Annotated in this window: 12 protein-coding genes; 6 read left to right on the top strand and 6 right to left on the bottom strand. The window is 75.6% G+C overall.

Features of this window, described 5'->3' with window-relative positions; genetic code table 11:
• Positions 1-23: 23 nt before the first annotated feature.
• Positions 24-968 carry a DUF808 domain-containing protein gene (locus RTG05_RS08580; protein WP_166528292.1) on the bottom strand — a complete coding sequence of 315 codons (945 nt, stop codon included), beginning with the start codon at positions 966-968 and terminating at the stop codon, positions 24-26.
• A 294-nt stretch (positions 969-1,262) separates the two neighbouring features.
• On the opposite strand from RTG05_RS08580, the gene RTG05_RS08575 reads away from it, so the two are divergent.
• The gene (locus tag RTG05_RS08575) at positions 1,263-1,889 is read left to right on the top strand and encodes a hypothetical protein (RefSeq protein WP_166528291.1); all 627 of its coding nucleotides are present in this window, start codon (positions 1,263-1,265) and stop codon (positions 1,887-1,889) included.
• A gap of 7 nt (positions 1,890-1,896) precedes the next feature.
• Here RTG05_RS08575 and metF read toward each other — a convergent pair whose 3' ends face one another.
• The gene (gene metF / locus RTG05_RS08570) at positions 1,897-2,799 is read right to left on the bottom strand and encodes a methylenetetrahydrofolate reductase [NAD(P)H] (protein ID WP_166528290.1); all 903 of its coding nucleotides are present in this window, start codon (positions 2,797-2,799) and stop codon (positions 1,897-1,899) included.
• A 170-nt stretch (positions 2,800-2,969) separates the two neighbouring features.
• Between metF and RTG05_RS08565 the strand changes: the two genes are divergently transcribed.
• Genes RTG05_RS08565 through RTG05_RS08555 form a run of 3 tightly spaced genes read left to right on the top strand, consistent with a single transcriptional unit; the run spans position 2,970 to position 6,549 of the window.
• Positions 2,970-4,109 carry a polyprenyl synthetase family protein gene (locus RTG05_RS08565; protein WP_208104867.1) on the top strand — a complete coding sequence of 380 codons (1,140 nt, stop codon included), beginning with the start codon at positions 2,970-2,972 and terminating at the stop codon, positions 4,107-4,109.
• On the top strand, positions 4,109-5,605 hold the full coding sequence (crtI, locus tag RTG05_RS08560) for a phytoene desaturase family protein (protein ID WP_208104866.1): 1,497 nt from the start codon (positions 4,109-4,111) through the stop codon (positions 5,603-5,605). Before RTG05_RS08565 ends, crtI begins: the two co-directional genes overlap by 1 nt.
• Positions 5,602-6,549 (top strand): phytoene/squalene synthase family protein, encoded by a 948-nt coding sequence (locus RTG05_RS08555; RefSeq protein WP_208104865.1) that lies wholly within the window; start codon positions 5,602-5,604, stop codon positions 6,547-6,549. The genes crtI and RTG05_RS08555 overlap by 4 nt, the downstream gene beginning before the upstream one ends.
• On the opposite strand, the gene RTG05_RS08550 is transcribed toward RTG05_RS08555, so the two are convergent.
• Positions 6,518-6,937, bottom strand: a complete 420-nt coding sequence (locus RTG05_RS08550) for an Rv2175c family DNA-binding protein (RefSeq protein WP_396349641.1) — start codon at positions 6,935-6,937, stop codon at positions 6,518-6,520. The genes RTG05_RS08555 and RTG05_RS08550 overlap by 32 nt on opposite strands.
• A gap of 56 nt (positions 6,938-6,993) precedes the next feature.
• On the opposite strand from RTG05_RS08550, the gene RTG05_RS08545 reads away from it, so the two are divergent.
• Complete coding sequence (locus RTG05_RS08545; protein WP_166528287.1) at positions 6,994-8,484, top strand: glycine hydroxymethyltransferase; 1,491 nt, start codon at positions 6,994-6,996, stop codon at positions 8,482-8,484.
• Positions 8,485-8,733: 249 nt separating this feature from the next.
• On the top strand, positions 8,734-10,716 hold the full coding sequence (gene pknB / locus RTG05_RS08540) for a Stk1 family PASTA domain-containing Ser/Thr kinase (protein ID WP_315912440.1): 1,983 nt from the start codon (positions 8,734-8,736) through the stop codon (positions 10,714-10,716).
• Positions 10,717-10,757: 41 nt separating this feature from the next.
• Here pknB and RTG05_RS08535 read toward each other — a convergent pair whose 3' ends face one another.
• The 3 genes from RTG05_RS08535 to RTG05_RS08525 form a co-directional block, all read right to left on the bottom strand.
• Positions 10,758-11,768, bottom strand: a complete 1,011-nt coding sequence (locus RTG05_RS08535; protein ID WP_166528286.1) for a threonine aldolase family protein — start codon at positions 11,766-11,768, stop codon at positions 10,758-10,760.
• 75 nt (positions 11,769-11,843) lie between these two features.
• Positions 11,844-13,181 (bottom strand): class II 3-deoxy-7-phosphoheptulonate synthase, encoded by a 1,338-nt coding sequence (locus RTG05_RS08530; RefSeq protein WP_166528285.1) that lies wholly within the window; start codon positions 13,179-13,181, stop codon positions 11,844-11,846.
• A 96-nt stretch (positions 13,182-13,277) separates the two neighbouring features.
• On the bottom strand, positions 13,278-14,300 hold the full coding sequence (locus RTG05_RS08525; protein ID WP_166528284.1) for an ATP-dependent 6-phosphofructokinase: 1,023 nt from the start codon (positions 14,298-14,300) through the stop codon (positions 13,278-13,280).
• Positions 14,301-14,503: the final 203 nt, after the last annotated feature.

The raw sequence follows: 14,503 nt of genomic DNA, 5'->3' as shown, positions 1-14,503 counted from the left end.
GTGGGGGCAGGAGGGCCCTCGCCCTAGTGGGAGCCGGCGTGCGCCTTGCGCCGGTGGACGGTGAGGGTCACGACGGTGACGATCAGGGCGCCGACGGCGAGCCCGACGAGCGCGCTGGCCAGCGTGTCGACGACCCAGGCGAGCACCCCGCCGAGGGCGCCGGTGGCGTCGTGGACGACCTCCTCCACGGAGTGGAGGGCGTCGTACAGCAGGTGGAAGCCTAGCTCGTCGGTGCCCACCAGCAGGATGTGCCCGCCGACCCACAGCATGGCGGCCATGCCGACCACGGTGAGGGTGGCCAGCAGCTTCGGCATCGCCTTGACCAGCCCGCGGCCGAACCGGGCCACGCCCGCGCCGGGGCGCTGGGACAGCCGCAGCCCGACGTCGTCCATCTTCACGATGAGGCCCACGAAGCCGTAGACGAGCACGGTGATGGCGATCGCGACCACGGCGAGGATCGCCGCCCGGGACCAGAAGCCCTCGTCGACCACCTCGTTGAGCGAGATGACCATGATCTCTGCGGACAGGATGAAGTCGGTGCGCACCGCCCCGGACACGATGGTGTCCTCGTCCGGCGGCGCCTCGTCGGAGGCCGCGGCCTCGTGGTGGCCGCCGCCGACCTTCTCCCAGATCTTCTCCGCGCCCTCGTAGCAGAGGTAGGCCCCGCCGATCATGAGGATCGGGGTGAGCAACCAGGGCAGGAACTGGCTGAGCAGCAGGATCGCGGGCAGGATGATCAGCAGCTTGTTGCGCAGCGACCCCAGCGCGATCCGCCGCACGATCGGGATCTCCCGCTCGGCGGCCAGGCCCCGGACGTACTGCGGCGTGACGGCGGCGTCGTCGACGACGACGCCGGTGGCCTTCATGCTTGCCCGTCCGGCGGCGGCCCCGATGTCGTCGACCGAGGCCGCGGCGGCGCGCGCCAGCACCGCCACGTCGTCGAGCAGGGCTGCGAGTCCAGCGGCCACGGCACGTCCTCCCGAGTCGGTCCGCACGGGTGCGCGGCTCCGGTGATGATCCCTGGTCACGCGTCAGCACGCGCGCCGGCACCCTCGTCCGGACGGCAGTACCCCGTCGGCCGGCCCCCGCACCATGCCGTCGGGCGCCGCCGCGGTCGCGACGTCCGGAGGGTGTGCGCCGACGCTCCGGTCCGAGCCGGGGAACGGCGCGTCCGCGCCCATCGTCGCGGGGTCGGCGTCCCGGGACGGTGCCCGTCGCGACCGGTGCGCATGACCCCCGCCGGGTCGGGGAACCGGCCCGCCATGGCCCCTCCGATCAGCGACGCGGTCGTCGTCGACGTCCTCCGGCGGGTCGACCGGCTGACCGCACCGCTGGTCCGCCGGCTCGGCCGGCCGCCGGCGCTGCCGCAGGCCGAGCGGGACCGCTGGTGGGCCCACCGGGTGAGCAGCGTCGCCGCCGGGGCGAGCGCCGTGCCCCGCCTCGCCGGGAAGGTCGCCGACCTGCTGCCGCTGCAGAACACCGTCGGCTCCGCGGTGCAGGCGCTGGTCGTCGGCGGGGTGGCGCACGAGCACGGCGTGGACGACGAGGCCGAGCGGGTGTCGCTGCTGGCCCGGGTGCTGCTCGGCCGCGAGCTGCCCGCCGAGCGGGTGCGGCCGCTGCTGGCGCGGGCCCCGGGCGCCTACGCCGACGACGTCCTGGGCGGGCGGGAGGACCGCGGCGCCGTCCGGACGCTCTGGCGGGTGGCCCGGCTGCTCGGCCGCATCGACGACACCCTCGACGCCCGCCCCAAGGGGCGGCTGCACCACCGGGCGCTGGCCAACCTGCCGGTGGTCGGCGTGGTGGGCGGCTACGCCGCCGAGCGGGAGGGGCTGCGCCGGGCGGCGGCCGCGACGGCGGCCCTGCTGGCCGGCCGCGATCCCGCCCGGTGACCCCGGCTCAGTGCGGGGAGCCGACCGCCGCCAGGTTGGCGTGCACCTCCCGGGTGGCCGTCGAGCGGTTCATGGTGATGAAGTGGATGCCCGGGACACCCTCGGCGAGCAGCGTGCGGCACAGCTCGGTGGCCACCTCGACGCCGTAGGCGCGCACGGCCGCCCGCGCCTCCGGGGTGTCGCCGTCCAGCTCGGCGAACCGGTCGGCGAGCTCGGAGGGGAAGGCCTGGCCGGACAGCTGCACGATCCGGCTGATCTGCCCGGCGCTGGTGACCGGCATGACCCCCGCGACGATCGGCACCTCGCAGCCGGTGGCGGCCACCCGGTCGCGCAGCCGCAGGTAGTCCTCGGCGCGGAAGAACATCTGGGTGATGGCGAAGTCCGCGCCGGCCCGGCACTTGCGCACGAACATCTCCACGTCGCTGTCGAAGTCCGGCGAGCGCGGGTGCCGCTCGGGGAAGGCGGCCACGCCGACGCAGAAGTCGCCCATCGAGCGGATGAGCTCGACCAGCTCGGCGGCGTAGGACAGCCCCTCGGGGTGGGCCACCCAGTCGGCCTGCGGGTCGGCGCCGGGCGGGTCGCCGCGCAGCGCCAGCAGGTTGCGCACGCCCGCGGCGGCCAGCCGGCTGACCACGTGCCGCAGCTCGGCGACGCTGTGGTCGACGGCGGTCAGGTGGGCCAGCGGGGTCATCGTGGTCTCGGTGGCGATCCGCTCGGTGACCGACACGGTGCCCTCGCGGGTGGACCCGCCGGCGCCGTAGGTGACCGAGACGAAGGACGGCTGCAGCCGCTCCAGCTCGCGCAGCGCCGTCCACAGCTGGGTGGCGCCCTCGGGGCTCTTGGGCGGGAAGAACTCGAAGGACCACGTCGGCCGGCCCTCGGCGAGCAGCTCGCGCACGGTCGGGGTCATGGTCGCCGAGCTTACGGACCGCGGGCGCACCGGCGGCGGGACGCATCCGGACGGTGCCGATCCGCAGAATGGACGAGGTAGGGCTCCCCCGCCCGTCCCAGGAGGCTGATCCGATGGCACCGACGCGGGTACCGGCCGCACCCGGTCCGATCGCGCGCGATACTCGTCGGGTGATCGCCGGGGCGCAGCAGCGCGAGTCCACCGCCCTCCCCCCGGCCGGCCCGTCGGCCGCCGCGGAGCTCGACCGCGTCCGCGCCGCCGTCTCCGCCGCGCTGTCGGACTTCCTGGAGGTCCAGCGGGAGACCCTCGCGGCGATGGACGAGTCGCTGCTGCCGATCATCGACGAGGTCTGCGCGATCGCCGACGGCGGCAAGCGGCTGCGCCCGCTGTTCGCCTACTGGGGCTGGCGCGGCGTCCGTGACCAGTCCCCCCACCCCGGCCCCGGCGAGCGGGACGCCGCCGTGCTGCGGGCGGTCGCCGCACTGGAGTTCGTGCACGCCAGCGCCCTGGTGCACGACGACGTCATGGACGGCGCGCTGACCCGCCGGGGCCGCCCGGCCACCCACGTCGGCTTCGCCGCCCGGCACGGCGACGGCGCGCTGGCCGGGGACGGCGACGCGTTCGGCGTCGGCGCGGCCATCCTCGTCGGCGACCTCGCGCTGGTGTGGTCTGACGAGCTGCTGCGCTGCTCGGGCATCTCCCCCGCCGCGCTGTCCCGCGCCCGGGTGGTCTGGGACACCATGCGCACCGAGGTGACCGCGGGGCAGTACCTGGACCTGCTGCGCGCCGCCGGCGGCCTGCCCGGCGCCCCGGGCGCGCTGAAGGTGGCCCGCTACAAGAGCGCCGGCTACACCGTGCAGCGGCCGCTGCAGCTGGGCGCGGCCATCGCCGGCGCCGGCCAGCGCGCCGCGGAGGTCTACACCGCGATCGGGCTGCCGCTGGGCGAGGCGTTCCAGCTGCGCGACGACGTCCTCGGGGTGTTCGGCGACCCGTCGGTCACCGGGAAGTCCGCCGACGACGACCTGCGCGAGGGCAAGCAGACGCTGCTGGTCGCCCTGGCCGAGGAGGGCGCCGACGACGCGGGCCGGCGGCTGCTCGCCGGCACCCTGGGCAACCCGGCCGCCGGGGCGGTGCAGCTCGACGCGGTCCGGGCGCTGATGGAGGCCACCGGCGCCCGCGCGCGGGTCGAGCAGCGGATCGCCGAGCGCACCGCGCTCGCGCGCAGCGCCATCGCCGCGGCCCCGCTGGCCGAGGACGCCCGGGTCGCGCTGGACGCGCTGGCCGTCGCTGCCACCACCCGGACCGCCTGATGGTGCGCACCGTCCCCGGCCGCACCGACCGGGTCGTCGTCGTCGGCGCGGGCCTGGCCGGCCTGTCGGCCGCGCTGCGGCTGCGCGGCGCGGGCCGCGAGGTCACCGTCGTCGAGCGGGCCGCCGGACCCGGCGGGCGCGCCGGGCGGATCGAGGAGCGCGGCTACGCCCTCGACACCGGCCCGTCGGTGTTCACCGCCCCCGAGCTGGTCGCCGACACCCTCGCCGCGGTCGGCGAGAAGCTCGAGGACCGGCTGACGATGGTCCCGTTGGAGACCACCTACCGGGCGCAGTTCGCCGACGGCTCGCACCTGGACGTGCACGCCGACCCGGACGCCTTCGCCGCCGAGGTGGCCGCCCTGTGCGGGCCGGCCGAGGCCGCGGCGCTGCGCCGCTACCTGGCCGACCTGGCCGAGCTCTACCGGCTGCAGCTGTCCACCTTCATCGACCGCAACCTGGACACCCCGCTGGACCTGCTGGGCCCCGAGCTGGTCCAGCTGGCCCGCCGTGGCGGGTTCGGCCGGCTGTCCCGGCACGTGGAGCGGCACTTCACCGACGACCGGCTGCGCCGGCTGTTCAGCTTCCAGGCGCTCTACGCGGGGGTCTCCCCCTACCGGGCGATCGCCGCCTACGCCGTCATCGCCCAGCTGGACATCGGCGCCGGCGTCTGGCACCCGATGGGCGGGATCGGCGCCGTCCCCCGGGCCATGGCCGCCGCGGCGGCCGACGCCGGCGTCACGCTGCGCTACGACACCGGGGTCCGGGAGCTGGAGTGCGCCGGGCGGCGGGTCACCGGTGTGCTGCTGGAGGACGGCGAGCGGCTGCCCGCCGACGCCGTGGTCGTCACCGTCGACCGGCCGCAGGAGCTGGTGCCGGGCTTCCGCCGGCTGCGCCGCCCGGTGTACTCGCCGTCCTGCGTGTCGGTGCACGTCGGCGTGCGCGACCCGATGGCCGGCCAGGCGCACCACACGATCAGCTTCGGCGCCGCCTGGCGGCAGGTGTTCGACGAGCTGACCCGCGAGGGCCGGCCGATGACCGACCCCAGCCTGCTGGTCAGCATGCCGTCGCTCACCGACCGCAGCCTGGCCCCCGACGGCGGGCAGGTGCTCAGCATCGTGGCCCCCACCCCGAACCTCGACCCGCGCAGCGGCGGCAACCCCGACCTGGACTGGCCGACGCTGGGCCCGCGCTACCGCGACGAGGTGCTGGCCACCCTGGAGGCGCGCGGCTGGACCGGGCTGACCGGCGCGATCGAGGTCGAGCACATGGACACGCCGCTCACCTGGGCCCAGCAGGGCATGGCGGCCGGGACGCCGTTCGCGCTGGCGCACACCTTCGGCCAGACCGGCCCGTTCCGCACCCCCACGCTGCCCCGCCGCGGCCCGGAGAACGTCGTCCTGGCCGGCTCGTCGGTGCAGCCGGGGGTGGGTGTGCCGATGGTGGTCATCAGCGGCCGGCTGGCCGCGGAGCGGATCACCGGGGTGGCCGGCCGGTGACGACGCTGGAGCCCCCGCGCACACGGGCGGAGCAGCAGGCCGCACTCGACGCCGCCTACCGGTTCTGCGCGGCGGTCAACGCCGAGCACGGCAAGAGCTACCACCTGGCCACCCGGCTGCTCACCCCCGACCGGCGCCCGGCGGTGCACGCCCTGTACGCCGCCGCGCGCACCGCCGACGACCTGGTCGACCACCCCGGCGCCGACCCGGCCGGGGACCTCGCGGACTGGTCCCGGGCGCTGCTGGCCGAGCTCTCCGCGGGCTGGTCGGACGACCCGGTGCGCCTGGCCACCGTGCACACCTACCGCCGGTACCGCATCCCGGTGGAGCACCTGGTCGACTTCCTGGCCGCGATGACCAGCGACCTCAGCGTCACCGGCTACGCCGACATGGCCGCCCTCGACCGGTACATGTGGGGCTCGGCGTCGGTCATCGGGCTGCAGGTGCTGCCGGTGCTCGGCACCGCCCGCGGGGTGGCCCGCGAGGAGGCCGCGCCGCACGCGATCGCCCTCGGCGAGGCGTTCCAGCTGACCAACTTCCTGCGCGACGTCGCCGAGGACGCCGACCGCGGCCGGGTCTACCTGCCCGCCGACGTCATGGCCGCGCACGGCGTGACCCGCGAGCAGATCGAGGCCAAGCGGTACGACGCCCGATTCCGCGCGCTCATGCAGGAGATGGTGGCCATCGTGCGCCGCCGCTACGACGACGCCGCCCCCGGGACGCCGATGCTGGCGCCGGAGTCCCGGGACTGCGTGCGGGCGGCCACCGCGCTCTACGGCGGCATCCTCACCGAGATCGAGCGCGCCGACTTCCGCGTGCTGGACCGCCGGGTGACGGTGTCCCGGCCCCGCCGCCTCGGGGTCTTCGCCCGCCGGCTGGCCAGCGCGCAGGCGGTACGGCTGGGGACGAGGGTCAGAAGGCCAGCGCCTGCGCCCGGCGGGTGACCTCGGTGTGCCGGTCGCCGCGCAGCGCGTCGACCGGGGTGCCGGGCAGGGTGTCGTCCGCGCGGAACAGCCAGTCGAACACCTCCTCGTCGCTGTACCCGCCGTCCTTGAGGACGGTGATCAGGCCGGGCAGGTGCTTGAGGACGGCGCCGTCGAGGAGGAAGTCGGCCGGGATCCGGCTGTTGCCGCTGCCGGGGACGGCCATCAGCCGGTGCTCGCGCAGCAGCTGGCGGACCTTGTTCGCCGAGACCCCCAGGACGCCGGCGACCTCGGCAGGGGTGAGCGTCTCCATGGCGTCCGAGCCTAGGACGCCCGCGGCGCGGATACGATGACCCGGGGCCGTGACTGGCGCTGCACAGGTGGACCACCACCGGGGAGCGGCCCGCACCACCCCGCCGGGCGCCTGGGCACCCACCCGTCGTCCCCTCGCGCTGGAGCCCACCGATGACCGACACCCTCCCGACCGACACCACCGACGCCACCACCGACGCCACCGCCGCCTTCGACGCCCCCGCCGCGTCGGCCGCCTACCGCAGCGCGCTGCAGGTCATCGGGGCCGTCGAGCCCCGGGTGACCGCGGCGATCGGCGCGGAGCTCGCCGACCAGCGGGCCTCGTTGAAGCTGATCGCCAGCGAGAACTACGCCAGCCCCGCGGTGCTGCTCACCATGGGCAACTGGTTGTCGGACAAGTACGCCGAGGGCACCGTCGGGCACCGCTTCTACGCCGGCTGCCAGAACGTGGACGCGGTCGAGGCGCTGGCCGCCGAGCACGCCCGCGAGCTGTTCGGTGCCCCGCACGCCTACGTCCAGCCGCACTCGGGGATCGACGCCAACCTGGTCGCCTTCTGGGCGGTGCTGGCCACCCGGGTGGAGTCCCCGGCGCTGGAGAAGGCCGGGGTCCGGCACGTCAACGAGCTCACCGACGACGACTGGACGGCGCTGCGCCGCCAGCTCGGCGACCAGCGGATGCTCGGCATGTCCCTCGATGCCGGCGGGCACCTCACCCACGGCTTCCGGCCGAACATCAGCGGCAAGATGTTCGAGCAGTCCTCCTACGGCACCGACCCCGCGACCGGACTGCTGGACTACGACGCCGTCCGCGCGCGGGCCCGGGAGTTCCGCCCGCTGATCCTCATGGCCGGCTACTCCGCCTACCCGCGCCGGGTGGACTTCGCCCGCATGCGCGAGATCGCCGACGAGGTGGGCGCCACGCTGGTCGTCGACATGGCCCACTTCGCCGGCCTGGTCGCCGGCAAGGTGCTCACCGGCGACTTCGACCCGGTGCCGCACGCCCACGTGGTCACCACCACGACACACAAGTCGCTGCGCGGCCCGCGCGGCGGCATGGTGCTGGCCCAGCCGGAGTACGCCGACGCCGTCGACCGCGGCTGCCCGATGGTGCTCGGCGGCCCGCTGCCGCAGGTGATGGCCGCCAAGGCCGTCGCGTTCGCCGAGGCCCGCCGGCCTGCGTTCGCCGGGTACGCCCAGCGCGTCGTGGACAACGCCGTCTCCCTCGCCGAGGGGCTCACCCGGCGCGGCGCGGCGCTGGTCACCGGTGGCACCGACAACCACCTGGTGCTCGTCGACGTCTCCGGTTTCGGCCTCACCGGCCGCCAGGCGGAGTCCGCGCTGCTGGACGCCGGGATCGTCACCAACCGCAACGCCGTCCCGGCCGACCCGAACGGCGCCTGGTACACCTCCGGCGTCCGGCTGGGCACCCCCGCGCTGACCACCCGCGGGTTCGGCGCGGCGGAGTTCGACCGCACCGCGGAGCTGATCGTCGACGTGCTGTCCCACACGCAGCCGACCGCGACCCGCGACGGGTCGCCGTCCAAGGCGAGGTACGCCACCGCCGAGGGCCTGGCCGACCGCACGCTCGCCGCGGCCGCCGAGCTGCTGGACCGCCACCCCCTCTACCCGGGCCTGGAGCTGTAGGGCACGCCGGGGCGCCGGGCGGGCACCGGCCCGGCCGTCGTCCGGACGGTGTGCGCCGGGGCCCTGGTCGCAGCAGCGCAACGGTGCGCCGGCGCACTCCCTCCACGCGGCGGCGGGGTTCGGCGGCACGTGGTGGCGGTGCGGTCCGGTAGGACCGCGGTGTCGTTGTGACGGGTGAGCCCGTCACACCCGGCCGCCGCCCCGCGTGTACGGGCGGCGCGCGCGGGTGGCGCTCCTACACTCAGCGCCGTGGACACCGCCGTGACCGACCCCGTGGTCGGCCTCGTCCTCGAGGGGCGCTACCTGCTCGAGGAGCGGCTGGCCCGCGGCGGGATGTCCACCGTCTACGCCGCCACCGACCTGCGGCTGCACCGCACGGTGGCGGTCAAGGTCATGGCCGAGCACCTGATGCACGACCCCACCTTCGTCGACCGGTTCACCCGCGAGGCGCGGGCCGCCGCGATGCTCAGCCACCCCAACGTCGTCTCCGTCAGCGACCAGGGCAGCGACCAGGGCCTGGTCTTCCTCGTCATGGAGCTGGTCCGCGGCCGCACGCTGCGCGACCTGCTGCAGGCCCGCGGCCGGCTCACCGTCGGCGAGGCCTTCGCCGTCCTGGAGCCGGTGCTGTCCGGGCTGACCGCCGCGCACCGGGCCGGGATCGTGCACCGCGACATCAAGCCGGAGAACGTCCTCATCGGCGCCGACGGCGTGGTGAAGGTCGCCGACTTCGGGCTGGCCCGGGCCCTCACCGGCACCGGCCAGACCAGCCACACCGGCGGCGTGCTCATCGGCACGGTCGCCTACCTGTCCCCCGAGCAGCTGGAACGGGGCAAGGCCGACGCCCGCAGCGACGTCTACGCCGCCGGCATCGTGCTGTTCGAGATGCTCACCGGGCACCCGCCCTACGGGGGCGACACGCCGCTGGCGGTGGCCTACCAGCACGTCCACCACGACGTGCCCCAGCCCTCCAGCGAGGTCCCGGGCCTGCCCGCGGAGGTCGACGAGCTGGTCACCCGCACCACCCGTCGTGACCCCGCCGTCCGCCCGCTGGACGCCGGCGCCTTCCTCGCCGACCTCGCCGACGTCCGCGACGAGCTGCACGTCGAGCGGGTCCCGGTGCCCACCGGCCGCGGCGCCCCCGCGGCCACGTTGCGGCCGACCAACCGGCCCGGCCAGCCGCGACACGCCGGCGACACGCCCCGGCCGCGCACCGAGGTGCTCGGCTCGGGCGGGACCCGGCCCGGCCGCGGGTCGCGGGGCTCGACGCCGTCGGGCGCCACGTCCGCACCGGCCCCCCAGCCCGCCCGGCGGTCCACGGCCGCGCGGGCGGGGGTGCCCCGGCGCGTGCGGCGGCGGCGCGCCCGGCTGGCCGTCGCCGTCGTGCTGCTCACCGCGGTCACCATCGGGGCGGTGGGCTGGTGGCTGGGCTCCGGGCGCTGGACCACGGTGCCGCAGCTGGCCGGCCGGGAGCAGGCCGCGGCCATCGACCTGCTGCAGGAGGCCGGGCTGCGCCCGGACTGCTGCGAGGAGCGGTTCAGCGAGGACGTCGCCGAGGGCGTGGTCATCTCCGCCGACCCCAGCGGCGGCGAACTGGTCCGCGGCTCCGACGTCCGCCTGGTGGTCTCCAGCGGCCCGGAGCGGTTCGAGGCCGACCCGGCGTGGGTGGGCCAGCCCGTGGAGGCCGTCCGCACGGCCCTGCAGGGCCTGCCGGTGGTCCCCCGCGAGGTGCAGGACTACGACAACGACGTCCCGGTCGGGCACGTCACCGGCTTCGACCCCGCCCCCGGCACCGAGCTCAAGCGGGACCAGGTGCTCACCGTGTTCGTCAGCCGCGGGCACGCCCCGGTGACGGTGCCCGCCGTCGTCGGGCTCACCCCGGAGCAGGCGACGGCCAACCTGGCCGACCTGGAGTTCGTCGTGCAGCGCAGCGAGGGCCGCAGTGCCGACGTCGCCCCCGGCCAGGTCATGGCGGTCGCCCCCGCCGCCGGCCAGCAGGCGGCGTACCGGAGCGCGGTGACCATCCAGGTGTCGGCCGGACCGCCCCAGGTGCAGGTGCCCGAGGTCGTCGGGCGCACCCAGACCGAGGCGACCGCCCTGCTCCGCCAGGCCGGCCTGGAGGTGCAGGTCAGCGAGTTCTTCGGCGAGCGGGTGCTCCGGCAGAGCCCAGCGGCGGGTGAGACGGTGGACGTCGGCAGCCCGGTGACGATCCTGGTGTCCTTCGGGCAGGACTGAGACCCGCTGACCCGCTGACCCGCTGACCGGCGGGCCGCCGGTCAGCGGTCGAGCAGCTCCGCGAGGACGTCGGCGGCGCGGTCGATGCCGGCGCGGTCGACGCCGAGGTTGGTGACCAGCCGCAGCCGGTGGGCACTGGTCTGGCTGACCAGCACGCCCTGCGCCTTGGCCGCCTCGGCCACCACCGGCGCGGGGACGTCGTCCAGCCGCACCAGGTTGGTCTCCACGTCGGCCGGGTCCAACCCGAGCCGCTTGGCCAGCAGCTGGGCGTGCTCGTGGTCCTCGGCGAGCCGGTCCAGGTGGTGGTCCAGGGCGTACAGGCAGGCCGCGGCCAGCACCCCGGCCTGCCGCATGCCGCCGCCGAGCCGCTTGCGCCACAGCCGGGCGGCGGCGATCCGCTCGGCGGAGGCGACCAGCACCGAGCCGACCGGGGCCCCCAGCCCCTTGGACAGGCAGACCGAGGCGGTGTCGGCCAGCCGGCCGTAGGTGGCCAGGTCGACCCCGGAGGCGGCCGAGGCGTTCCAGATCCGCGCGCCGTCGAGGTGCACGTTCACCCCGGCCTGCCGCGACCAGTCCCACAGCTCCTGCAGCTGGTCCAGCGGCTGCACCAGCCCGCCGCCGCGGTTGTGCGTGTTCTCCACCGCCACGGCCGCGGTCGCGGTCAGGTGCCAGTTGCCGTGCGGGCGGACCTGGTCGACCAGCTGTGCGGTGTCCAGCCGGCCGCCGTCGGAGACGACCGTCCGGGTGGAGATGCCGAACAGGACCGCCGCCGCGCCCATCTCGTAGGTGACGATGTGCGCCTCGGAGTCGCAGAGCACCTCCTGGCCGGGCTCGCAGACCAGCCGCAGGCCGATCTGGTTGCCCATCGTCCCGGACGGGACGAACAGCCCCGCCTCGTGGCCGAACAGGTCCGCCACGCGCTCCTCGAGGGCGTTGACGGCCGGGTCCTCGCGGTAGACGTCGTCGCCGACCTCGGCGTCGGCCATCGCGCGGCGCATGCCCGGCGTCGGCTTCGTGACGGTGTCGGACCGGAGGTCGATCACGTCGTTCATGCCATCGAGCTTCCTGGCCCCGCTGCAGGGGCCCGCCGTGAGCGTGCGAACGGTGGGCGGCAGTGGGGTCCTTCCTCAGCCACGGAGCATCTCCGCCACCAGGAAGGCCAGTTCGAGGGACTGGCCGGTGTTCAGCCGCGGGTCGCAGGCGGTCTCGTACCGGCTGTTGAGGTCCTCGTCGCTGATCTCCATCGCGCCTCCCAGGCACTCGGTGACGTCCTCGCCGGTGAGCTCGACGTGGATGCCGCCGGGCCAGGTGCCCAGCGAGCGGTGCACGTCGAAGAAGCCGAGCACCTCGTCGACGACCCGGTCGAAGTGGCGGGTCTTGTAGCCGGTGGAGGACTCGTGGGTGTTGCCGTGCATCGGGTCGCACTGCCACACGACGGTGTGCCCGGAGGCGGTCACCTTCTCCACGATGGGCGGCAGGACGTCGCGGATGCGCCCGTTGCCCATCCGGCTGATCATCGTCAGCCGGCCGGGGACGCCGTCGGGGTCCAGGCGCTCGACGAGCTCCACCGCCTGCTCCGGCGTGGTGGACGGGCCGATCTTCACGCCGATCGGGTTGGCGATCCGCGACATGAACTCCACGTGCGCGCCGTCGAGCTGGCGGGTGCGCTCGCCGATCCACACGAAGTGCGCCGAGGCGGCGAAGGGCCGCCCGTCGTGCACGCGCAGCAGCGCCCGCTCGTAGTCCAGGACGAGGGCCTCGTGGCTGTTGTAGAGCTCGACGCCGTGCAGCGCGCCGTCGTCCACCCCGCAGGCGCGCATGAAGGCCAGCGCCCGGTCGATCTCCCGGGCGATGACCTCGTAGCGCACACCCGCCGGGGAGCTGGCCACGAAGTCCTTGTTCCAGTCGTGCACCGCGCGCAGGTCGGCCAGCCCGCCGCGCGCGTAGGCGCGGATCATGTTCATCGCGGCCGCGGAGTTGGCGTAGGCGCGCACCAGCCGGTGGGGGTCGGGGATGCGCTGCTCCAGCACCGGCTCCAGCGAGTTGACCATGTCGCCGCGGTAGGAGGGCAGGCCGAGGGCGTCGGTGTCCGACGAGCGGGGCTTGGCGTACTGCCCGGCGACACGGCCCACCTTGACCACCGGCACGCTGGCGCCGTAGGTGAGGACGACGGCCATCTGCAGCAACGTGCGGGTGGTGCTCTGCAGGTGCGCGTCGGTGTTGAGGTCGAAGGTCTCCGCGCAGTCACCGCCCTGCAGCAGGAACGCGCGGCCCTCGGCCACCTCGGCCAGCCGGCTGCGCAGCTCGTCGACCTCCGTGGGCGCCACGATCGGCGGGACCGAGGACAGGGTCGACAGCACCGAGTCGAGCGCGGCGCGGTCGGGCCACGCCGGCTGCTGGGCGGCGGGCAGCTCCCGCCAGCGGTCCAGGCCGGGGACCGCCTCGGCGGGGTCGGGAGGGCTCACGCCTCCACAGCCTACGGGGGGAGACCGCAGCGTCATGGAACGGCCTCCTGCAGGGACCCGCCGCGAGCGTGCGAGCGGTGGGGGGCAGGAGGTCCGTCAACCGAAGAAGACCTCCACCTCCGCGTAGCGCTCCACGGGCACCAGCTTCAGCCGTGCGGTGGCCTCGGCCAGCGGCACCCGGACGATGTCGGTGCCGCGCAGCGCCACCATCACGCCACTCTCGCCGGCGTGCACGGCGTCGAGCGCGGCCAGCCCGAAGCGGGTGGCCAGCACCCGGTCGAACGGCGACGGCGTGCCGCCGCGCTGGACGTGCCCGAGGACGACCGCGCGGGACTCCCGCCCGGTGCGCCCCTCGATGACCGAGGCCAGCGCGGTGCCGATGCCGCCGAGCCGGACGTGGCCGAACGCGTCGCGCTCCCCCGTCGCGGTCACCAGGTCGCCGTCGCGGGGGCGGGCGCCCTCGGAGACGACCACGATCGGGGAGTAGCCGGAGTCGAAGCGGTGCTGGCAGTGGGCGACGACGGCGTCGACGTCGAAGGGCTGCTCGGGGATCAGGACGACGGTGGCGCCGCCGGCCATGCCGGCGTGCAGCGCGATCCAGCCGGCGTGCCGGCCCATGACCTCGACGACCAGCGTGCGGTGGTGGCTGTCGCCGGTGGTGTGCAGCCGGTCGATGGCCTCGGTGGCCACGCCGAGGGCGGTGTCGAAGCCGAAGGTGTAGTCGGTGCCGTCGAGGTCGTTGTCGATGGTCTTGGGCACGCCGACGACCCGCACACCGGCCTCGGCGAGCTTCGCGGCGACGCCGAGGGTGTCCTCGCCGCCGACCGGGACCAGCGCGTCGATGCCCAGCCGCGCCAGGGTGGCCAGCGCCCGGTCCGCGCCGCCGTCGACGGCGTAGGGGTTGGTCCGCGACGTCCCCAGCACCGTGCCGCCGCGGGGCAGGATGCCACGGACGGCGGCCAGGTCCAGCGGCACCGCGTCGCCGTCGAGCACCCCGCGCCAGCCGTCCCGGAAGCCGACCACCTCGTCACCGGAGCGCACGCTGCCGCGGACGACCGCCCGGATGACCGCGTTGAGCCCCGGGCAGTCGCCGCCGCCGGTCAGGATGCCGATGCGCATGGGGTGCCGTCCTCCGGGAGGGGCCGGGCGCCGCCGGTCGGGGCGGGGGCGAAACGTCGCAGGTCAGACCCCCGATCCTAGGCCGCGGGTGATCGTCCCCACAGGGCCTCGCGGCCCCGGGCACCCCCTGCGGGTGACCGGGACGGGTGGGGTGCGCGGGACGGGTGTGCCGGCGAACCGTCCTGACGCCGTTCCGGTTCACC

Origin of the sequence: Geodermatophilus sp. DSM 44513 (genome assembly GCF_032460525.1) — a bacterium.
Classification (GTDB): domain Bacteria; phylum Actinomycetota; class Actinomycetes; order Mycobacteriales; family Geodermatophilaceae; genus Geodermatophilus.
This window is presented reverse-complemented; position numbering and strand designations above follow the sequence as displayed.